This window comes from Bacillus pumilus (assembly GCF_024498355.1).
In the GTDB taxonomy this organism is placed as follows: Bacteria; Bacillota; Bacilli; order Bacillales; family Bacillaceae; genus Bacillus; species Bacillus pumilus_P.
This window is the reverse complement of sequence record NZ_CP101833.1, coordinates 2113209-2129358: the sequence shown is the minus strand read 5'-3', so window position 1 is coordinate 2129358 and position 16150 is coordinate 2113209. Positions and strand designations below refer to the sequence as shown.

Here is a 16150-nt window from a genome sequence, read left to right as displayed (position 1 = left end):
GAGACAAAAAGCTAAAGCAAAGATCATTTTACCCTTTGTCAATCATCTGAAAAGAGTATACATAGATATGCTCTTTTTTTATAAAATACAGACAAATAAAATGAAATGTCTAGACATTTAAAAATAAAAATATATAATATTATTTGGAAGCGCTTTTATTACAACAATGGGGTGAGAGAAATGAAACGTATTTTATTAGCATGCAGTTCAGGAATGTCTACGAGTTTACTAGTCACGAAGATGAAAGCCCATGCCGATTCGATTGGGGACGAAGCAGAGATTTGGGCAGTCGGGCAAGATCAAGCGAGAAAAGAAATGGCGAATGCGGATGTGGTGTTAATTGGACCGCAAATGAGCTTTTTAAAAGGCGACCTTCAAAAAGAAGCAAAAAAATACGGGATTGAGGTAGAGGTCATTGATATGCAGGCCTATGGGCTTGCAGATGGACAAAAAGCGTATGAACAAGCGGTTGCATTGATGGAGGAATCTTAAAGGATGGAAAAGAAAACGCTCGAAGGACTCACCGAGGAACAAGTCAGTTTTCAATTGATCTTACACAGCGGCAATGCACGAAGCAAATTGCTTCAATCTCTTAAACAATTTAGAGAAGGTCAAGAAGAAGAAGCGTTTGACCTCATGAAAGAAGCTGAAGAAGATTTGCGGAATGCACATGAAATCCATTTTCAGCTCGTACAGCAGGAGGCAAGCGGGAAAACCACATCATTCTCCTTACTGCTCATGCACGCTGAAGATCACTTAATGTCGACCATTACCATCAAGGAGCTTGTGGGAGAGCTTCTGCCGATATTCCAATCGCTAAAACAATAAAGGGTGTAAACAAGGGGGGAAACCAATGTTTGATAAAATAAGTGCCATTTTGGTTCCGATTGCTGGGAGATTGAACAACAACCGCTATTTAGGCGTATTACGGGATGCCTTTATGCTTGCGTTCCCGCTCACCATCTTTGGATCCATTATGGTTGTGTTAATGAATTTGCCATTTTTAGATAAAATCATGAGTCAAACAGCACTGGAAGGGTTTCAGTCTGCACTGAATATCGCGCCAAGTGCGACCATCAGCATTATGAGTGTGTTTGTTGTATTTGGGATTGGCTACTATTTATCGAAAAGCTATGAAGTGGAAGCTGTATTTGGCGGTGTCATCGCTTTAGCATCATTTTTACTACTGACGCCATTTTTACTAGAACAAGAGGGCGCTGCTTCCATTGCAGGAGTGATCCCGGTCGACCGCTTAGGTGCAAAGGGTATGTTCCTTGGAATGATTACAGGCTTTTTATCAGCTGAGATTTATCGTTATTTTGTGCAAAAGAAATTCGTCATCAATATGCCTCAAGGGGTTCCGCCAGCTGTTTCAAAGTCTTTTGCTGCACTGATTCCGGCTACCCTTACATTAACAGCCTTTTTGCTGATCAATATCATCATTACACAAGGCTTTCACACAAATATGCATGACCTGATTTATCATGCAGTTCAGGCCCCGCTTGTTGGTCTTGGAAGCGGTATCATTCCGACGCTGATCGCCGTTTTCTTTATACAAATTCTTTGGTTTTTTGGATTGCACGGCCAAATTATTATTAATTCTGTCATGGACCCGATTTGGAATACGTTGTCCATTCAAAACCTTGAAAGCTATACAAAAACAGGTGAGGTTCCTAACATCATCAGCAAGCAGTTTATCGAAATCTATACGGTTGGCATGGGTGGAACCGGTATGACGCTGGCTGTTGTGTTTACGATTTTAATTTTCCTGAAAAGTAAGCAATTAAAACAAGTCGCAAAGCTCGGCTTAGGACCAGGATTATTTAACGTCAATGAACCGATTATCTTCGGTTTACCAATTGTGATGAATCCGCTTATTTTGATTCCGTGGATTTTGGCGCCAATGGTCATTACATGTATTTCTTATTTTGCGATGGCAACAGGCATTGTACCGCCGCCGACAGGCGTGAATATTCCATGGACGGTGCCGATCTTTATTAGCGGGATCATGGCAACAAATTCATTAGCAGGCGGTCTGCTTCAGCTGTTTAATTTAATGATTGTGTTTGTCATTTGGTTCCCGTTCCTGAAGTTTATTGACCGTATGAATGTGAAGAATGAAAAAATAACCACAACGGAAAAAACGAAGACAACAAACATCAAAGGCGAAGGAGACTCAATACATGTCGATGGAAAATAACAAGCAATCATATACATTTCCAGAAGGTTTCTGGTGGGGATCTTCTGCCTCTGCCACGCAAACAGAAGGCAGTGTCCTTGGAGATGGAAAGGGACCGAACATTTGGGATCACTGGTTTGAAAAAGAGCCGACACGTTTTTTTAATGGTGTAGGGCCGAGCGTGACATCTCAATTTTACCGAAAGTATAAAGAGGATATCCGCCTTATGAAAGAAATTGGCCACAATTCGTTTCGGCTATCAATTTCATGGTCACGCCTTTTACCTGAAGGAAAAGGAGCGGTCAATGAGGAAGCTGTGTCTTTTTACAATGATGTGATCAATGAACTCATTGCACACGATATCGAACCGTTTGTGAACCTTTACCATTTTGATATGCCAATGGCGCTGCAGGAGAAGGGCGGATGGGTGAACAGGCAGGTGGTAGACGATTATGTCAGCTATGCGGCATTGTGCTTTCAGTTATTTGGCGACCGGGTGAAAAAATGGTTTACCCATAACGAACCGATTGTTCCTGTAGAGGGCGGATATATGTATAGCTTTCATTATCCAAACGAAGTCGATTTCCAAAAGGCAGTGCAAGTCGGTTTTCATGAAATTTTATCAAACGCTAAGGCAATTGCGGCTTACAAAGAGATGCAGCAGGACGGGAAAATCGGCATCATCCTGAATCTCACCCCTTCGTATCCGCGAAGCCAGAATCCTCGGGATGTAGAAGCAGCTGAGATGGCTGACACTTTCTTTAACCGATCCTTCCTAGACCCTGCGGTCAAAGGACACTTCCCTGAAAAACTAGTAGAAGTGTTAAAGAAAGAAGGTTTTATGCCTCGTATGGAGGAAGGAGACCTCGCGCTCATTCAAGAGAATACGATTGATCTTCTCGGTATCAACTATTATCAGCCAAGAAGAGTGAAAGCAAAGGAGCATATGCCGCATCCTCAAGCACCATTTATGCCAGACCATTACTTTGATTCTTTTGATATGCCAGGCAGAAAAATGAATGTGTATCGAGGCTGGGAAATCTATGAAAAAGGCATTTACGATATATTGAAAAAAGTCCAAAAAGACTATGATAATATTGAATGCTTTATTTCTGAAAATGGAATGGGTGTCGAAGGAGAAGAGCGGTTTAAGGATGAGGAAGGCATGATTCATGACGATTACCGCATTGACTTTATTTCTGAGCATCTCAAATGGGTGCATCAAGCCATTCAAGAAGGTAGCAATGTGAAAGGCTATCACCTGTGGACGTTTATGGATAACTGGTCATGGTCGAATGCGTATAAGAATCGTTATGGATTTGTCTCAGTTGACCTTCAAGAAGACGGGAAGCGAACCATTAAAAAAAGCGGATACTGGTTTCAATCTGTTTCAGAGAATAACGGTTTTTAATGAAGATACTTGCTCTTTTCTTAAAAAGGGCAAGTATTTTTCTTATGGCACGGTGCAGAGAATCAAACAAAAATCGCTGGAAGCTTTTAAGCTCACTAGGCTTAGTGTAGAATGAGAGGAAGGCTAAAAAACGCCATAAAGAAAGCGCTATAATATGATATGAAAAAACAAGTCAGTTGGTGGTGTGAGATGAAAAAGTACGAACTCATTTCAGAAGAAATCAGAAAACGAATAGGAACAGCATATTATCCAGAAGATCAACCCATTCCAGATGAAAACTCGCTTGCCGCTGAATTTCAATGTAGCAGAATGACGATGAAGCGTGCGCTCGATCTTCTCGTGGCAGAAGGTCTGCTCTTTAGAAAAAGAGGTCACGGCACATTTATTGTGAAGGCAGCGCTAAATCAAGGTGCAATCAACGTCTCAGGCCATGAAAATAAAGGATTCACGAAAGTCATGGCAGATAAAAACGTGACGAGCCAAATCATTCGCTTTGATGTACATTTCCCAAGTGAAGAGGTGGCAGCCCACCTATCGATTGACTCAAGCACACCCGTTTATGACATCATCCGTCTCCGCCTTGTGGATGAAGAACCTTATGTATTAGAAAAAACGTTTATGCCAGTAAATGTGATTAAGGGAATAGATGAAGAGGTTCTGCTGGGTTCTATCTATGACTACATATCAAAGAAACTTCATTTGAAAGTGGCAGGGGCGCACAAGAAAATAAGGGCGGCAAAATCAGATCAGCTTGATCAGCAGTATTTAGGCTGTGATCCAAGTGATCCGGTGCTTGAAGTCGAGCAGGTTGCTTATTTAAACACAGGCCGGCCTTTTGAATACTCCTTTAGCCATCATCGCTATGATAAATTTGACTTTTCAACTGTTGAAATTACGAAAACAGGACGATAAAAAAAGAGCAGAACCCTTAGGGAGACTGCTCTTTTTTCGTATCGTTTTTATATATTCCACCAATGATACCCGTCTTTCTCTAGAAGCTGATCCGCTTCTTTCGGTCCCATAGAACCAGCAGGGTAATTTGGTTTTAAGGTTTTATTTTCTGCCCATTTCTCAGAAATGGGATCAACAAAGTTCCAAGAAAGTGCCACTTCATCCCAGTGAGCGAAGTTTGTAGCATCGCCCAATAAGCAGTCATGAATCAGCTTTTCGTATGCTTCTGGTGTATTCATGATGTCATTATAGTTCGTTTGGTAGTCGAGCTTAATTGGTTTCGCATACGTTCCGCCATCAAGCTTACGAGCGTTCAGGTGAAGGGTAATGCCTTCATCTGGCTGAATGTGAATAACGAGTAAGTTTGGATGCATAGAATTCCCGTTTCCATAGTACAGGTTCATTGGAATGTCTTTAAATTGAACCACGATTTGAGTGGATTTCTTTTCTAAACGTTTTCCTGTACGAATGTAAAATGGCACGCCAGCCCATCTAAAGTTATCGATCAGCAGCTTCCCTGCAACGAATGTTTCCGTATTAGAGTTCGGGTCAACATTTTGCTCTTCAAGATAGGAAGGAACCATGCTGCCATCAATCGTACCAGCATCATACTGCCCGCGGACAAAGAATTGATCGACCTCATCTTTAGAGAAAGGACGAAGAGCACGCAATGCTTTCCGTTTTTCGCTTCGGATTTCCTCTGTATTCAGCTTAATTGGAGGCTCCATTGCTAAAAGTGCAACCATCTGAAGCATATGGTTTTGGACCATGTCTCTTAGTGCACCAGAACTTTCGTAATATCGAGCCCGGTCTTCTACACCTAAAGATTCACTCGATGTAATTTGGATGTTTGAAATATAGCGGTTTGTCCAAAGTGGTTCGAAGATCGCATTCGCAAAACGGATGACCTCAATGTTTTGCACCATTTGTTTACCGAGATAGTGGTCAATACGATAAATTTGATCTTCTGTAAATGCATCACGAATTTCTTCATTTAACGTTTTGGCACTTGGCAGGTCATGTCCAAATGGTTTTTCAATGACAAGACGTGACCAGCCGGTTGTTTCTGATACGCCCTCACTCTTTAAGAACTTCGCAATCGTTCCAAAGAATTCCGGTGCCATGGCTAAATAGAACATACGGTTATTTGGGATACTGTACGTATCTTCAAGACCGGAAAGAAGCGTGTTGAGTGCCTGGTAGGAAGCAGGGCTTGATACGTCAAAATCATGATAATAGAAATGAGAAATGAATTCCTCTGTTTTCGCTTCTGCATCATCAGAAGGGACAGATTCTTTTACCACAGCTCTGAGGTCCTCATGAGACCACGGGCGGCGCCCGACACCTACAACGGCGAATTGATCTCCAAGCTTTCCGCTATGATAAAGTCTATGTATAGAAGGGTAGAGCTTGCGTTTGGCAAGATCTCCTGTTGCGCCAAAAATGACAATGACTGCTTTTGGATTGTTAGTTTCTGTATTCACGAAAAGTACCTCACTTTATTCGTAGCATTGTAGTAAAAACCGAGAATGTATGTACATTTTCTTTATTTTAAAGGTTCATTGTTCGTAAAGCAAACATTTGATTCGACTTTTTCTGCTCTAGTTTGACTTTTTTCAAAAATTCCGCTGAATTCACATTTACCTTGTCTTCATGTATTCTATATGAATGAAGATATTGTATACCGGCTGTAGGAGGAAAAAGTAATGGAACTGCTCTTTTTAGGAACAGGTGCAGGCATTCCTGCAAAAACAAGAAACGTCACTTGCACAGCGCTAAAGCTCTTAGAAGAGAGAAAAGCAGTGTGGCTTTTTGATTGCGGAGAAGCGACGCAGCATCAAATATTACATACAACGATTAAACCGAGAAAGATTGAGAAAATATTTATCACTCATATGCATGGTGATCATGTATACGGTCTCCCAGGACTGCTTGGCAGCAGGTCCTTTCAAGGCGGAGAGGATGAACTAACGATCTATGGGCCTAAGGGGATCAAAGCGTTTGTAAACGCTGCACTTTCAGCTACACAAACGCATTTGACATATCCGCTGCATATCATAGAAATAGATGAAGGAGTCGTATTTGAGGATGATACCTTTCAAGTAGAAGCAAGACGAGTATCTCACGGTATTCCAGCTTACGGTTATAGGGTAGTGGAAAAAGATGTACCTGGTGCATTAAAAGCCGAAGACCTAAAAGAAATCGGAGTAAAACCTGGACCTTTGTATCAGAAGTTAAAAAACGGGGAAACCGTGACACTCGAAGATGGCAGAATCATTGACGGAACCGATTATTTGGAACCCCCTAAAAAAGGGAGGATTGTTGCATTTTCAGGAGATACTCGTTTGTGCGAGAATATAACAAGGCTTGCCAAGAATGCGGATGTGTTAGTCCATGAGGCAACATTCGGTAAAGAAGATGCAGAATTAGCCTACAATTATTATCACAGCACGACAGAACAGGCAGCGAAAACAGCGCAGGAAGCAGGCGCAAAAAGACTAATTTTGACCCATATTAGTGCAAGGTACCAAGGGGAAGAGGCACTGAAACAACTGTTGAAAGAAGCCCGCGATATATTCCCGCTGACAGAAGCTGCACATGATTTCTCTTCTTTTACTATTGACCGCACCCTGTAAAATTGGATGAATCGTTAAAAATAGTTGTGTGATTTTTTTGATATTTATGATGACGCTCTTTTTCAGGTAGTGGTAAAATGGTGAAGAAAAAACAAATGACATATCAAACTATGAAGAATACGGGAGGCACAATCAAAGATGAGCGGTTTTACAGCGTTAAGTGAAGCAGAATTGAATGACCTTTATTTGGCACTACAAAATGAGTATGAAACGTACAAAAGTAAAAACTTACACTTAGACATGTCTAGAGGTAAGCCTTCGCCAAAACAGCTTGATTTGTCTATGGGCATGCTCGATGTTGTGACATCAAGGGATGTGATGACAGCTGAGGATGGCACAGATGTGCGAAACTATGGCGGCTTGACAGGCCTTCCTGAAACGAAGAAATTTTTTGCAGATGTGCTCAATCTGACGCCAGAACAAATCATCATTGGCGGTAATTCCAGCCTGAATATGATGCATGATACGATTGCCCGTGCCATGACTCACGGCGTATATGGCAGTAAAACACCTTGGGGAGAGCTGCCAAAGGTAAAATTCCTTGCACCAAGTCCAGGGTATGACCGTCATTTTGCCATTTGTGAGCTATTTAACATAGAGATGATCACGGTAGACATGAAGGCTGATGGACCTGACATGGATCAGGTGGAAAAATGGGTCGCAGAAGATGAAGCCATTAAGGGCATTTGGTGTGTACCGAAATATAGCAACCCAGATGGCATAACGTATTCAGATGAGGTCGTTGACCGCCTTGCTTCAATGAAAACAAAAGCAGACGACTTCCGTATCTTTTGGGATGATGCCTATGCAGTCCACCATCTAACAGATACACCTGATACATTAAAAGATATTTTTCAAGCAGTAGAGGAAGCAGGGCACCCAAACCGTGTGTTTATGTTTGCGTCTACTTCTAAAATTACATTCCCAGGTTCAGGTGTTGCACTGATGGCGTCTAGTCAAAACAATGTGAGCTTCACTCAGAAGCAATTAGCAGTACAAACGATCGGACCAGATAAAATCAATCAATTAAGACACCTTCGTTTCTTCCAGAATCCAGAAGGCTTGAAGGAACATATGAAAAAGCATGCAGCGATCATTAAGCCGAAGTTTGACCTCGTTCTTTCTATCCTTGACGAAAAGCTTGGTGGGAAAGGCATCGCTGAATGGCACAAGCCAAATGGCGGATATTTCATTAGTTTAAATACACTTGATCATTGTGCAAAAGCTGTTGTGCAAAAAGCGAAAGAAGCAGGTGTCACACTGACAGGTGCAGGGGCGACATATCCATATGGAAAAGACCCGCTTGATCGTAACATTCGCATTGCGCCAACGTTCCCAGCACTTGAAGAACTTGAGCAAGCGATTGATATCTTTACGTTATGTGTTCAGCTTGTCAGTATTGAAAAGCTGCTTTCTGAAAAAAGTCAATCTGCCCCAACGGCATAAATCAAAGAAACTCCTTGACTCATGACCGGTCAAGGAGTTTTCAATTTTAATTGGCTGTTTGATAATAGGAGACGGGTTGTTTGGCCGCGCACCATACATCATAGATGGCAAGCTGCACAATGTGCGGTTCATCATGATGAATATAGTGCGAACTGTTCTGCGCCTGAATCCATCCGCTTTGGGATGAAAAAGACAGCATCCGTTTATGAAGCCTAAGCCAAGCTTCATGCGCTGGATGAAACAACCGGCTTTTGCCTGATGAAATGACAAGAAGCGGCATCATCCCATAATGCGTTTGTTCCTCTTTGATCGTGTTCAGCATTTGCTGAAAGTCCTCATGCGTACATTCTGCTGTGAACTGCGCCATATAGGAAGCACGTTCTTCCCTTGATAAAAGCGGCAGAATGACCTGCTCTTGCTCCTCACTTGCTGGGTCTAACAGTACCATGCCGATGACATCTTCTCTTCTGCGGCTTGCCCATAACCTGCTGACAAGAGAACCGAATGAGTGAGCCACAATGAGAAAGGGCGGCTGAATATTGGCTTGCTTTAAAAGCGCATCTAAATCATCTGCAAGGTCATGCAGGGTTCTTCCTTCATCGCTATGACTACTGTTTCCATTTCCTAAACGGTCGTATAAGAAAACCCCAAGCTCTGGGTCAATATCACGGGCCATATTTGTCCACGTATCGCCAGACATTCCGTAGCCTGCTTCAAAGATAATGGTCGCTTGTCTTTTGCCTTGACGATGCTTCGTATTAAAGTGATGTCCATCTATATGATACGTTCTTTCAATCATTACCGAGTTCATTCTTCCATCTCCTCTAAGTGGTTCTTTAGCTAAAAGACGGCACAAAAGGCAAAGATGTTTCTCTTAAAAACAAAAAAGATGCCTATTTCAAAAAATAGACACCTTTTTCCTAGATACCTTACCAAGCGCGATCGTATTGACGCGGGGCTTCAATGGATGTACGAAGCTCTTTGGCAGCTGTTTTTGGGAAATAAGGATCCCGTAAAAATTCTCTGCCGATAAAGATCAAGTCAGCACGATGATTTTGTAAAATTTCTTCTGCCTGTACACCAGATGTGATTAGACCGACAGCTCCTGTTTGAATGCCGGCACCTTCTTTTATTTTCTCTGCGAAGGTCACTTGGTAGCCAGGGAATGTGCTAATTTTCGCCTGCACGACAGCACCTGAGCTGACATCGATTAAGTCGACACCTTGTTCTTTCAGCCATGTGGCAATGCCGATATAATCAGCAATATCGAGTCCTTTTGTCGTGTAATCAGAAGCGGATACACGGACAAATAAAGGTCCATCCCATACGTCATGGACCGCATCAACGACTTCTCTTAAGAAGCGGTAACGGTTTTCTGGTGAACCGCCATACTCATCTGTTCGTTGATTCGCAAGCGGTGAAAGAAATTCGTTAATTAAATAGCCATGCGCCCCATGAATTTCAATGATGTCAAAGCCAGCTTTTTTTGCCCGGACAGCCGCATCTTGAAACGCCTGAACGGTGTCTTTGATTTGATCGACAGACATCTCTACAGGTGTTTTAGACCGTTCATCAAACGGAATGCTGGATGGTGCAAGGATGTCACCGTCTAGTTCAGCTTTACGTCCTGCATGGGCGAGCTGGATGGCTGTTTTTGTTCCGTATGCTTTGATTTGTTCGTTTAATGAGGCAAATCCTTCAATGTGCTCATCACTCCAAATCCCGAGGTCTTGATCACTAATTCTTCCCTCAGGGGAAACAGCGCTCGCCTCAACCATGATCAGCCCAGCCTGACCTTGCGCGCGGGAAATATAATGTGCAAAGTGGAAAGGCTGTAATTTCCCATCGCGGTCATAGGATGAATACATACACATCGGGGACATCACGATGCGGTTTTTGAGCGTAACACCTTTTAATGTCCAAGGTGAAAAGAGTTTTGTTTCCAAATACCTTCGCCTCCTCATTGAATTGTATAGCCGATTATAACAGCCATTCAAACTTTCGTCATAAAAGGTGCTCAAAGAATATAGCTTTTATATACGTTTTTGTATAATAGAGGGAAAGAGACAACAAAGGGGGAAAACGGATGAAATGGCAAACAGAGAGTGAACTAAAAGAGCTGCTCACAGCTCTGATGCAGTATGAAAGCATATCTGGTACAACAGGAGAAGTAGCGTTAGCGGAATATTTATATTACTTGCTGAAGGAGCGGCCTTATTTTGAGCAGAACCCTGATCATTTGGCTTTGCATCCGATGAAAGATGGCCGGTATTTTTTAACGGCTCTAGTGAAGCGCAGCATGCTGCCACGTACCGTTTTGCTTCTTAGTCATTTTGATGTAGTCGATACAGAGGATTACGGAGAATTTCAAAACATGGCATGTAAGCCAGAAGAGCTGATGGCCTCCTTTTCGCAAAAAAGTGCGCTTCTTCCAAAGAGGGCAAGAGAGGACCTTGCTTCAGGCGACTGGCTGTTTGGAAGAGGTGCCATGGATATGAAAGCAGGTCTCGCCGTGCAGCTTTCTATGCTGGAAAGAGCGATGACAGATAGCTTTGAAGGAAATGTCCTGCTCGTCACAGTCCCGGATGAAGAGGTGAATTCACAGGGAATGCTGGAGGCTGTCCCTAAGCTAAAAGAGCTCAAGGAGGAGTATGACCTTGATTATACCGCGTGTTTAAATAGTGAGCCGATGTTTGAAAAGTATCCAGGTGATACGCACCAATATATCTATACAGGCAGTATAGGGAAGGTGCTTGCCGGATTTTTTTGCAAAGGGATTGAAACGCATGTAGGAGAGCCATTCTCAGGCTTAAATGCAAATTTTATGGTATCTGAATTAAACCGGTTGTTAGAGCTGAATAGTGATTATTGTGAGGAAGTAGATGGTGAAGTGACACCTCCTCCGACCAATTTGATGCAAAAGGACTTAAAAGAAGCCTATTCCGTTCAAACGCCTCACACGGCTGTTTCTCTATTTAACGTGCTCATGATGAAACGCTCAAGTGAAGAGCTGCACGGGCTTCTCTACGACACTGCGAAACAAGCAGCAGTCCAAATCGAGGCCAATCTTAGACAGAAAACAGCTGAATTTCAGCGCTTTAAACATTTCACCCCGATTGACACGAGCATCACGGTTCTCACGTATCAAGAGCTGTATCAAAAAGCCGCTGAACGATCAGGTACGCAGGAGGTCGAGCGAATTGTCAACTATGCATTCGCGAACCGAGGTGAGCTTGGAGATCGCGACTTTTCAACAAAAATCGTATCAGAGCTGACGACGCTTTGTAAGGAAGAGGGACCGCTGATTGTTCTGTTTTATAGTCCGCCATTTTACCCTTCTGTGTCCTCAACGGATGAGCCGCATATCCAGACAGCCTTAAAGAAGATTCAAAGGAAGGCAAAGGAGGTCTATAGGCTTGAAGTAGAGGAAGTGAAATATTTCCCCGGATTGTCTGATTTAAGCTACTTGCAGCTCGAAAAACAGAATGTAGGCGATTACACGACCAACATGCCGCTTTACCAAAAAGGTTATTCATTACCACAAGGAGAAAAGGAGGCTCTTTACGTTCCGGTCATCAACGTTGGTCCATTAGGAAAAGACCCGCACAAATGGACAGAACGGCTGCATGTCCCGTTCTCTTTCGGTATATTGCCGTCATTACTAGAATCAACGATTCATGCTTTATTAGAAAAGAATTAAGCATATGTGATGAAGAGCCCTATCTGGATGATAGGGTTTTTGGCTTTTAAATGAACCTTCCTTCAGCCTAAATAAATAGAGTATGATATTGAAAGAGACTTACATTTATTTGAAGGGGGATTGAGAGAATAAATGGAAACTGGAAAATTAACAAAAACAGAAATCATCACATCGCTTCAGGAGAGTATTCGTGAACTAGAGGAGCTCATGCAGACATGTGATGAGCACACGTTAGATCAATCTATAGGAGAGGGCAAGTGGTCGATCAAACAAATCGCCGGACATTTGTTTGATACAGAAGAAGTCTGGTCAGAGCGAATAGAGCAGGCGATATTAAGTGATCACACGCCTTTTCAATCGTATGATCCTGAAATTTATGTGAAGGAAAGAGCTTATGAATTGTATAATGCTCAGGAGATCAATTCGATGATCAATCGTTTGAAAGAGAGAAGAAGCAAAACGCTTCAGCTATTAGAAAAGGATATATGGGATCAATCAGGTTTGCATCCGGAAGAAGGCGTGATGACAGTTCAAATATTAGCTGAAACCATCGCTTTACATGAAAATCATCATCTGGCTCAAATCAAAGCCATCATGTCAATGAGTGAATCATCTACATGAGGAGGTGTTAATAAATGAAGCATCAAGAATTGTTAATTGATGTGAATTTTTATCAAGCACGTGATTCTCTATTAGAACAAGCCTTCTCTCAAAAAGAACAGAAAGAACCAAAGTGTGAATCACACAGTTCAAATCCAGTCACTAGCGAGAAAAAATAGATGGGCATATGTGAAAAAGCACCTGTCATCAAAACAGGTGCTTTTTCATATCACTTATACGTGCCCGCTGAAAACATGTCGTTTAATTCTGCGGCACGTTTTGTCGCTGTTTTTACACAATCGACAATCGCTTCTTCAAATTGATAGGAAGCTAGTGTGTTCAGTCCGGCTTCTGTCGTTCCGCCTTCGCTTGTGATTTCTTTGCGCAGTTCAGCAGGTTCCTTTCCGCTATCTTGAAGCATATTGGCAGCGCCTGCAATCATTTGGCAAATGAGCAATTTTGCTGTTGCTTGGTCCATCCCAAGTTCAGTAGCGCTTCGCTCCATTCCTTCAATCAAATGATAAATAAAGGCAGGACCGCTGCCTGCGATGGCTGTGACAGCATTTAGCTGTGATTCGTCTAATACCGTCACATGCCCGATCGTTTCAAACAGCTCGACCGCCTTTTTCTTTTGCTCCTCAGTGACTTTATCACTTACGGCAATGCCTGTTGCTGATTGCTGAATCGCCGCTGATGTATTTGGCATCGCGCGAACCACCGCAGTTTTCCCGCCAGCATAGTGTTGAATCGTTTCAATGGAGATACCCGCTAAAATAGAAATGATCAGCTGTCCATTTAAGTAAGGGCGTACCTCGGAAATCCCGCTTTCCGCATCTTTCGGTTTTAAAGCAAATACCAAAATATCCGCTTCTTCATAAATAAAGGAACGAGAGAAATCCGTTTTGATCCCATAACGCACCTTTAATTCGTTTAATCGTTTTTCGTTTGTTTTATTTGTGACAATGATATCTTCATTTGACATGATACCACTTTTTAATAAACCTTTAATCATAGACTCCGCCATCGAGCCTGCACCGATAAATCCAATTTTACTCATAAGCTGCTCCTCCTTGTAGAAAATAAAAAAACCTCTCGCCTGAAAAGGACGAAAGGTTTTTCGCGGTACCACCCTCAATTAGCATGCAAACATGCATACTCAGCTCTAGTCCCTTAACGCGGGAAACGTTTAGGTTTGCCTAACAGCTCAAAGGGCAGGTTCAGCAAATAAGAGGATGGTGAAGTCTTACAGCCGGCGGACCTCACTCTCTTGCATCATTATTTTGCTTACTAATCCTTGTCATCGCGCATCTTATATTTGTTGTTCATTATGCAACGATGGACAAGTTTGTGTCAATAGGGGCAGATAAAAAAATTGACCATCCAAACCGCATGACAGTCTGCCCTTTGCAAGCTACAATGAATAAAGAAGACTGAGTTGTAATCATCCATGAGTCAAAAAGCAGGAGATGACGTATAAAAGTGAAAGAAGACATCATTCAATTATCCATCCCTACACCGTTTGCCGTTGGGGATGTGCATGCATATGTATTAAAAGGAGATGCCGTGACCTTAGTGGATTGCGGGCCGATGACACAAGAGGCGGAGCATGCCTTTGTCATGCAATTAAAGGAACATCATTTATCGATAGACGATATTGATCAAGTGGTTTTGACCCATCATCATGCAGATCATGTCGGCCTTATAAATCTGATGAAACCTCATGTCCGTGTGATCGGACACCAGTGGAATGAGCCCTATATTAGTCAAAATTCAGCGTTTAAGCAGCGCCAAATTGACTTTATGGATCGTTTTTTTCAGCAGTTAGGTGTGCCGCTTCGTCAAGGTGAATGTGAAAGAATCGTGAAGCAATCTTATACATATTCTTGTACTGCACATGTAGATGACGTCATAAAAGAAGGCGATCGTTTGAAAGGGCATGAACACTTTTTCGTGATGGAAACACCCGGACATGCACAATCTCACCTTTCCTTCCTAGATGAAACAACGGGGAATTTCATTGGTGGAGACCTTTTGCTGACAACCATTTCCTCAAACCCATTAATGGAAGCGCCGGATGAAGGCAAGGAACGTCAAAAATCGCTGCTTCAATATAAAGCATCACTCAATCGATTATTGGGTTTGCCAATCAAGACCATCTATCCAGGACACGGTCAGCTGATTACGTCCCATCTCGAATTGATTGAAGAACGATTTAAGAAACAAGAAAGACGGGCAAATACGATGTATCAGCTGCTCAAACGAAAAGAAATGACCGCCTTTCATCTTTGCCGCACGCTTTTTCCAGTGCTGTATGAAGAGGCATTATTTTTAACGATGTCTGAGACAGTAGGGCAGCTGGATGTACTCTTAGCGGCTGGACAAATTGAAGAAGTGCAAAAAGACGGAATCCTCTATTACCGAGCAAATTAAGGAGTGAAATGCATGGGGCGATTAACAGGAAAGAGAATATGGATTACAGGCGCATCTGGCGGCCTTGGTGAGAAAATGGCGTACTTGGCAGCAGCAGAAGGCGCAGAAATCATCATTTCAGCAAGACGAATCGAGAAGCTTACAGGTGTGAAAGAAAAGATCATGAGCGCTGGCGGGGTGTGTCACATCGCTCAGCTTGATGTCAGCCAGCTTGAGGACTTTGATCGAGCGTATCAAGAAGTAGGTGCTGTTGATATTTTGGTCAACAATGCCGGCTTTGGTGTATTCGATCTCGTAGAAGATGCGTCCATTGAGGAAATGGTGTCGATGTTTGAGGTGAATGTGTTTGGCTTAATTGCCTGCACGAAAAAGGTCATCCCAGAGATGAAACAAAGAGGGCAGGGGCATATTATCAATATCGCGTCTCAAGCAGGTAAAATTGCCACCCCCAAATCTGCGATTTATTCAGCATCAAAGCACGCCGTCCTCGGATTTTCAAACAGCCTCAGAATGGAGCTGGCAGACTGCGGCATTCACGTCACGACAGTGAACCCAGGACCGATTGCTACAGACTTCTTTACCATCGCAGATCGCAGTGGTGAATATGTGAAGAACGTTGATTTTATGATGCTTAGTGCAGACAAAGTGGCAGGAAAGGTCGTATCAGCTATGATGACGAAAAAAAGAGAAATTAATTTACCAGGCTGGATGAACGCTGGGAGTAAATTGTATCAATTATTCCCGTTTTTATTTGAAAAAGCAGCACGCAAAGCGATGATGAAAAAATAACTCAAAAA

Annotated in this window: 16 protein-coding genes and 1 other annotated feature; of the genes, 12 read left to right on the top strand and 4 right to left on the bottom strand. The window is 42.6% G+C overall.

The annotated features are described in order from the left end of the window. Nucleotides 1-180 precede the first annotated feature (180 nt). The 5 genes from NPA43_RS10740 (at nt 181) to NPA43_RS10720 (ending at nt 4502) form a co-directional block, all read left to right on the top strand. Nucleotides 181-492: a PTS sugar transporter subunit IIB gene (locus NPA43_RS10740; RefSeq protein ID WP_256498761.1), complete on the top strand. Its 312-nt coding sequence runs from the start codon at nt 181-183 to the stop codon at nt 490-492. A 3-nt stretch (nt 493-495) separates the two neighbouring features. Next, entirely contained in the window at nt 496-828 is a 333-nt protein-coding gene (locus NPA43_RS10735) for a PTS sugar transporter subunit IIA (RefSeq protein WP_099726721.1), read from the top strand. A 25-nt stretch (nt 829-853) separates the two neighbouring features. After that, the gene (gene celB, locus NPA43_RS10730) at nt 854-2200 is read left to right on the top strand and encodes a PTS cellobiose transporter subunit IIC (protein ID WP_099726722.1); all 1347 of its coding nucleotides are present in this window, start codon (nt 854-856) and stop codon (nt 2198-2200) included. Next, nucleotides 2184-3590 carry a glycoside hydrolase family 1 protein gene (locus NPA43_RS10725; protein ID WP_099726723.1) on the top strand — a complete coding sequence of 469 codons (1407 nt, stop codon included), beginning with the start codon at nt 2184-2186 and terminating at the stop codon, nt 3588-3590. Before celB ends, NPA43_RS10725 begins: the two co-directional genes overlap by 17 nt. Nucleotides 3591-3779: 189 nt before the next feature. After that, nucleotides 3780-4502, top strand: a complete 723-nt coding sequence (locus NPA43_RS10720; protein ID WP_099726724.1) for a GntR family transcriptional regulator — start codon at nt 3780-3782, stop codon at nt 4500-4502. A gap of 47 nt (nt 4503-4549) precedes the next feature. Here the strand turns inward: NPA43_RS10720 and zwf are convergent, their stop codons facing one another. Beyond that, entirely contained in the window at nt 4550-6025 is a 1476-nt protein-coding gene (gene zwf, locus NPA43_RS10715; protein WP_099726725.1) for a glucose-6-phosphate dehydrogenase, read from the bottom strand. Nucleotides 6026-6247: 222 nt separating this feature from the next. Between zwf and rnz the strand changes: the two genes are divergently transcribed. Beyond that, nucleotides 6248-7177: a ribonuclease Z gene (gene rnz, locus NPA43_RS10710; RefSeq protein WP_099726726.1), complete on the top strand. Its 930-nt coding sequence runs from the start codon at nt 6248-6250 to the stop codon at nt 7175-7177. A gap of 138 nt (nt 7178-7315) precedes the next feature. Then, nucleotides 7316-8623 carry an aspartate aminotransferase type Ic gene (locus NPA43_RS10705; protein ID WP_099726727.1) on the top strand — a complete coding sequence of 436 codons (1308 nt, stop codon included), beginning with the start codon at nt 7316-7318 and terminating at the stop codon, nt 8621-8623. Between the two features lie 46 nt (nt 8624-8669). Here NPA43_RS10705 and NPA43_RS10700 read toward each other — a convergent pair whose 3' ends face one another. After that, nucleotides 8670-9434: an alpha/beta fold hydrolase gene (locus tag NPA43_RS10700; protein ID WP_099726728.1), complete on the bottom strand. Its 765-nt coding sequence runs from the start codon at nt 9432-9434 to the stop codon at nt 8670-8672. 118 nt (nt 9435-9552) lie between these two features. Beyond that, the gene (namA, locus tag NPA43_RS10695) at nt 9553-10569 is read right to left on the bottom strand and encodes an NADPH dehydrogenase NamA (RefSeq protein WP_230030362.1); all 1017 of its coding nucleotides are present in this window, start codon (nt 10567-10569) and stop codon (nt 9553-9555) included. Nucleotides 10570-10709: 140 nt separating this feature from the next. On the opposite strand from namA, the gene NPA43_RS10690 reads away from it, so the two are divergent. The 3 genes from NPA43_RS10690 to NPA43_RS10680 all read left to right on the top strand — a co-directional run bounded on the left by NPA43_RS10690 (nt 10710) and on the right by NPA43_RS10680 (nt 13102). Continuing rightward, nucleotides 10710-12323, top strand: a complete 1614-nt coding sequence (locus NPA43_RS10690) for a M20/M25/M40 family metallo-hydrolase (RefSeq protein ID WP_099726730.1) — start codon at nt 10710-10712, stop codon at nt 12321-12323. A 132-nt stretch (nt 12324-12455) separates the two neighbouring features. After that, the gene (locus tag NPA43_RS10685; protein WP_099726731.1) at nt 12456-12944 is read left to right on the top strand and encodes a DinB family protein; all 489 of its coding nucleotides are present in this window, start codon (nt 12456-12458) and stop codon (nt 12942-12944) included. A 14-nt stretch (nt 12945-12958) separates the two neighbouring features. Beyond that, nucleotides 12959-13102 carry a hypothetical protein gene (locus NPA43_RS10680; RefSeq protein WP_160171269.1) on the top strand — a complete coding sequence of 48 codons (144 nt, stop codon included), beginning with the start codon at nt 12959-12961 and terminating at the stop codon, nt 13100-13102. Between the two features lie 50 nt (nt 13103-13152). On the opposite strand, the gene proC is transcribed toward NPA43_RS10680, so the two are convergent. Beyond that, a complete protein-coding gene (gene proC, locus NPA43_RS10675) occupies nt 13153-13980 on the bottom strand; it encodes a pyrroline-5-carboxylate reductase (protein WP_256498760.1) in 828 nt (275 codons plus the stop codon). Between the two features lie 41 nt (nt 13981-14021). Next, nucleotides 14022-14233 (bottom strand) — a binding site (T-box leader). Nucleotides 14234-14402: 169 nt separating this feature from the next. Between proC and NPA43_RS10670 the strand changes: the two genes are divergently transcribed. After that, on the top strand, nt 14403-15353 hold the full coding sequence (locus NPA43_RS10670) for an MBL fold metallo-hydrolase (protein ID WP_256498759.1): 951 nt from the start codon (nt 14403-14405) through the stop codon (nt 15351-15353). 12 nt (nt 15354-15365) lie between these two features. After that, complete coding sequence (locus NPA43_RS10665) at nt 15366-16142, top strand: SDR family NAD(P)-dependent oxidoreductase (protein WP_099726734.1); 777 nt, start codon at nt 15366-15368, stop codon at nt 16140-16142. The last annotated feature ends 8 nt before the right edge of the window (nt 16143-16150 follow it).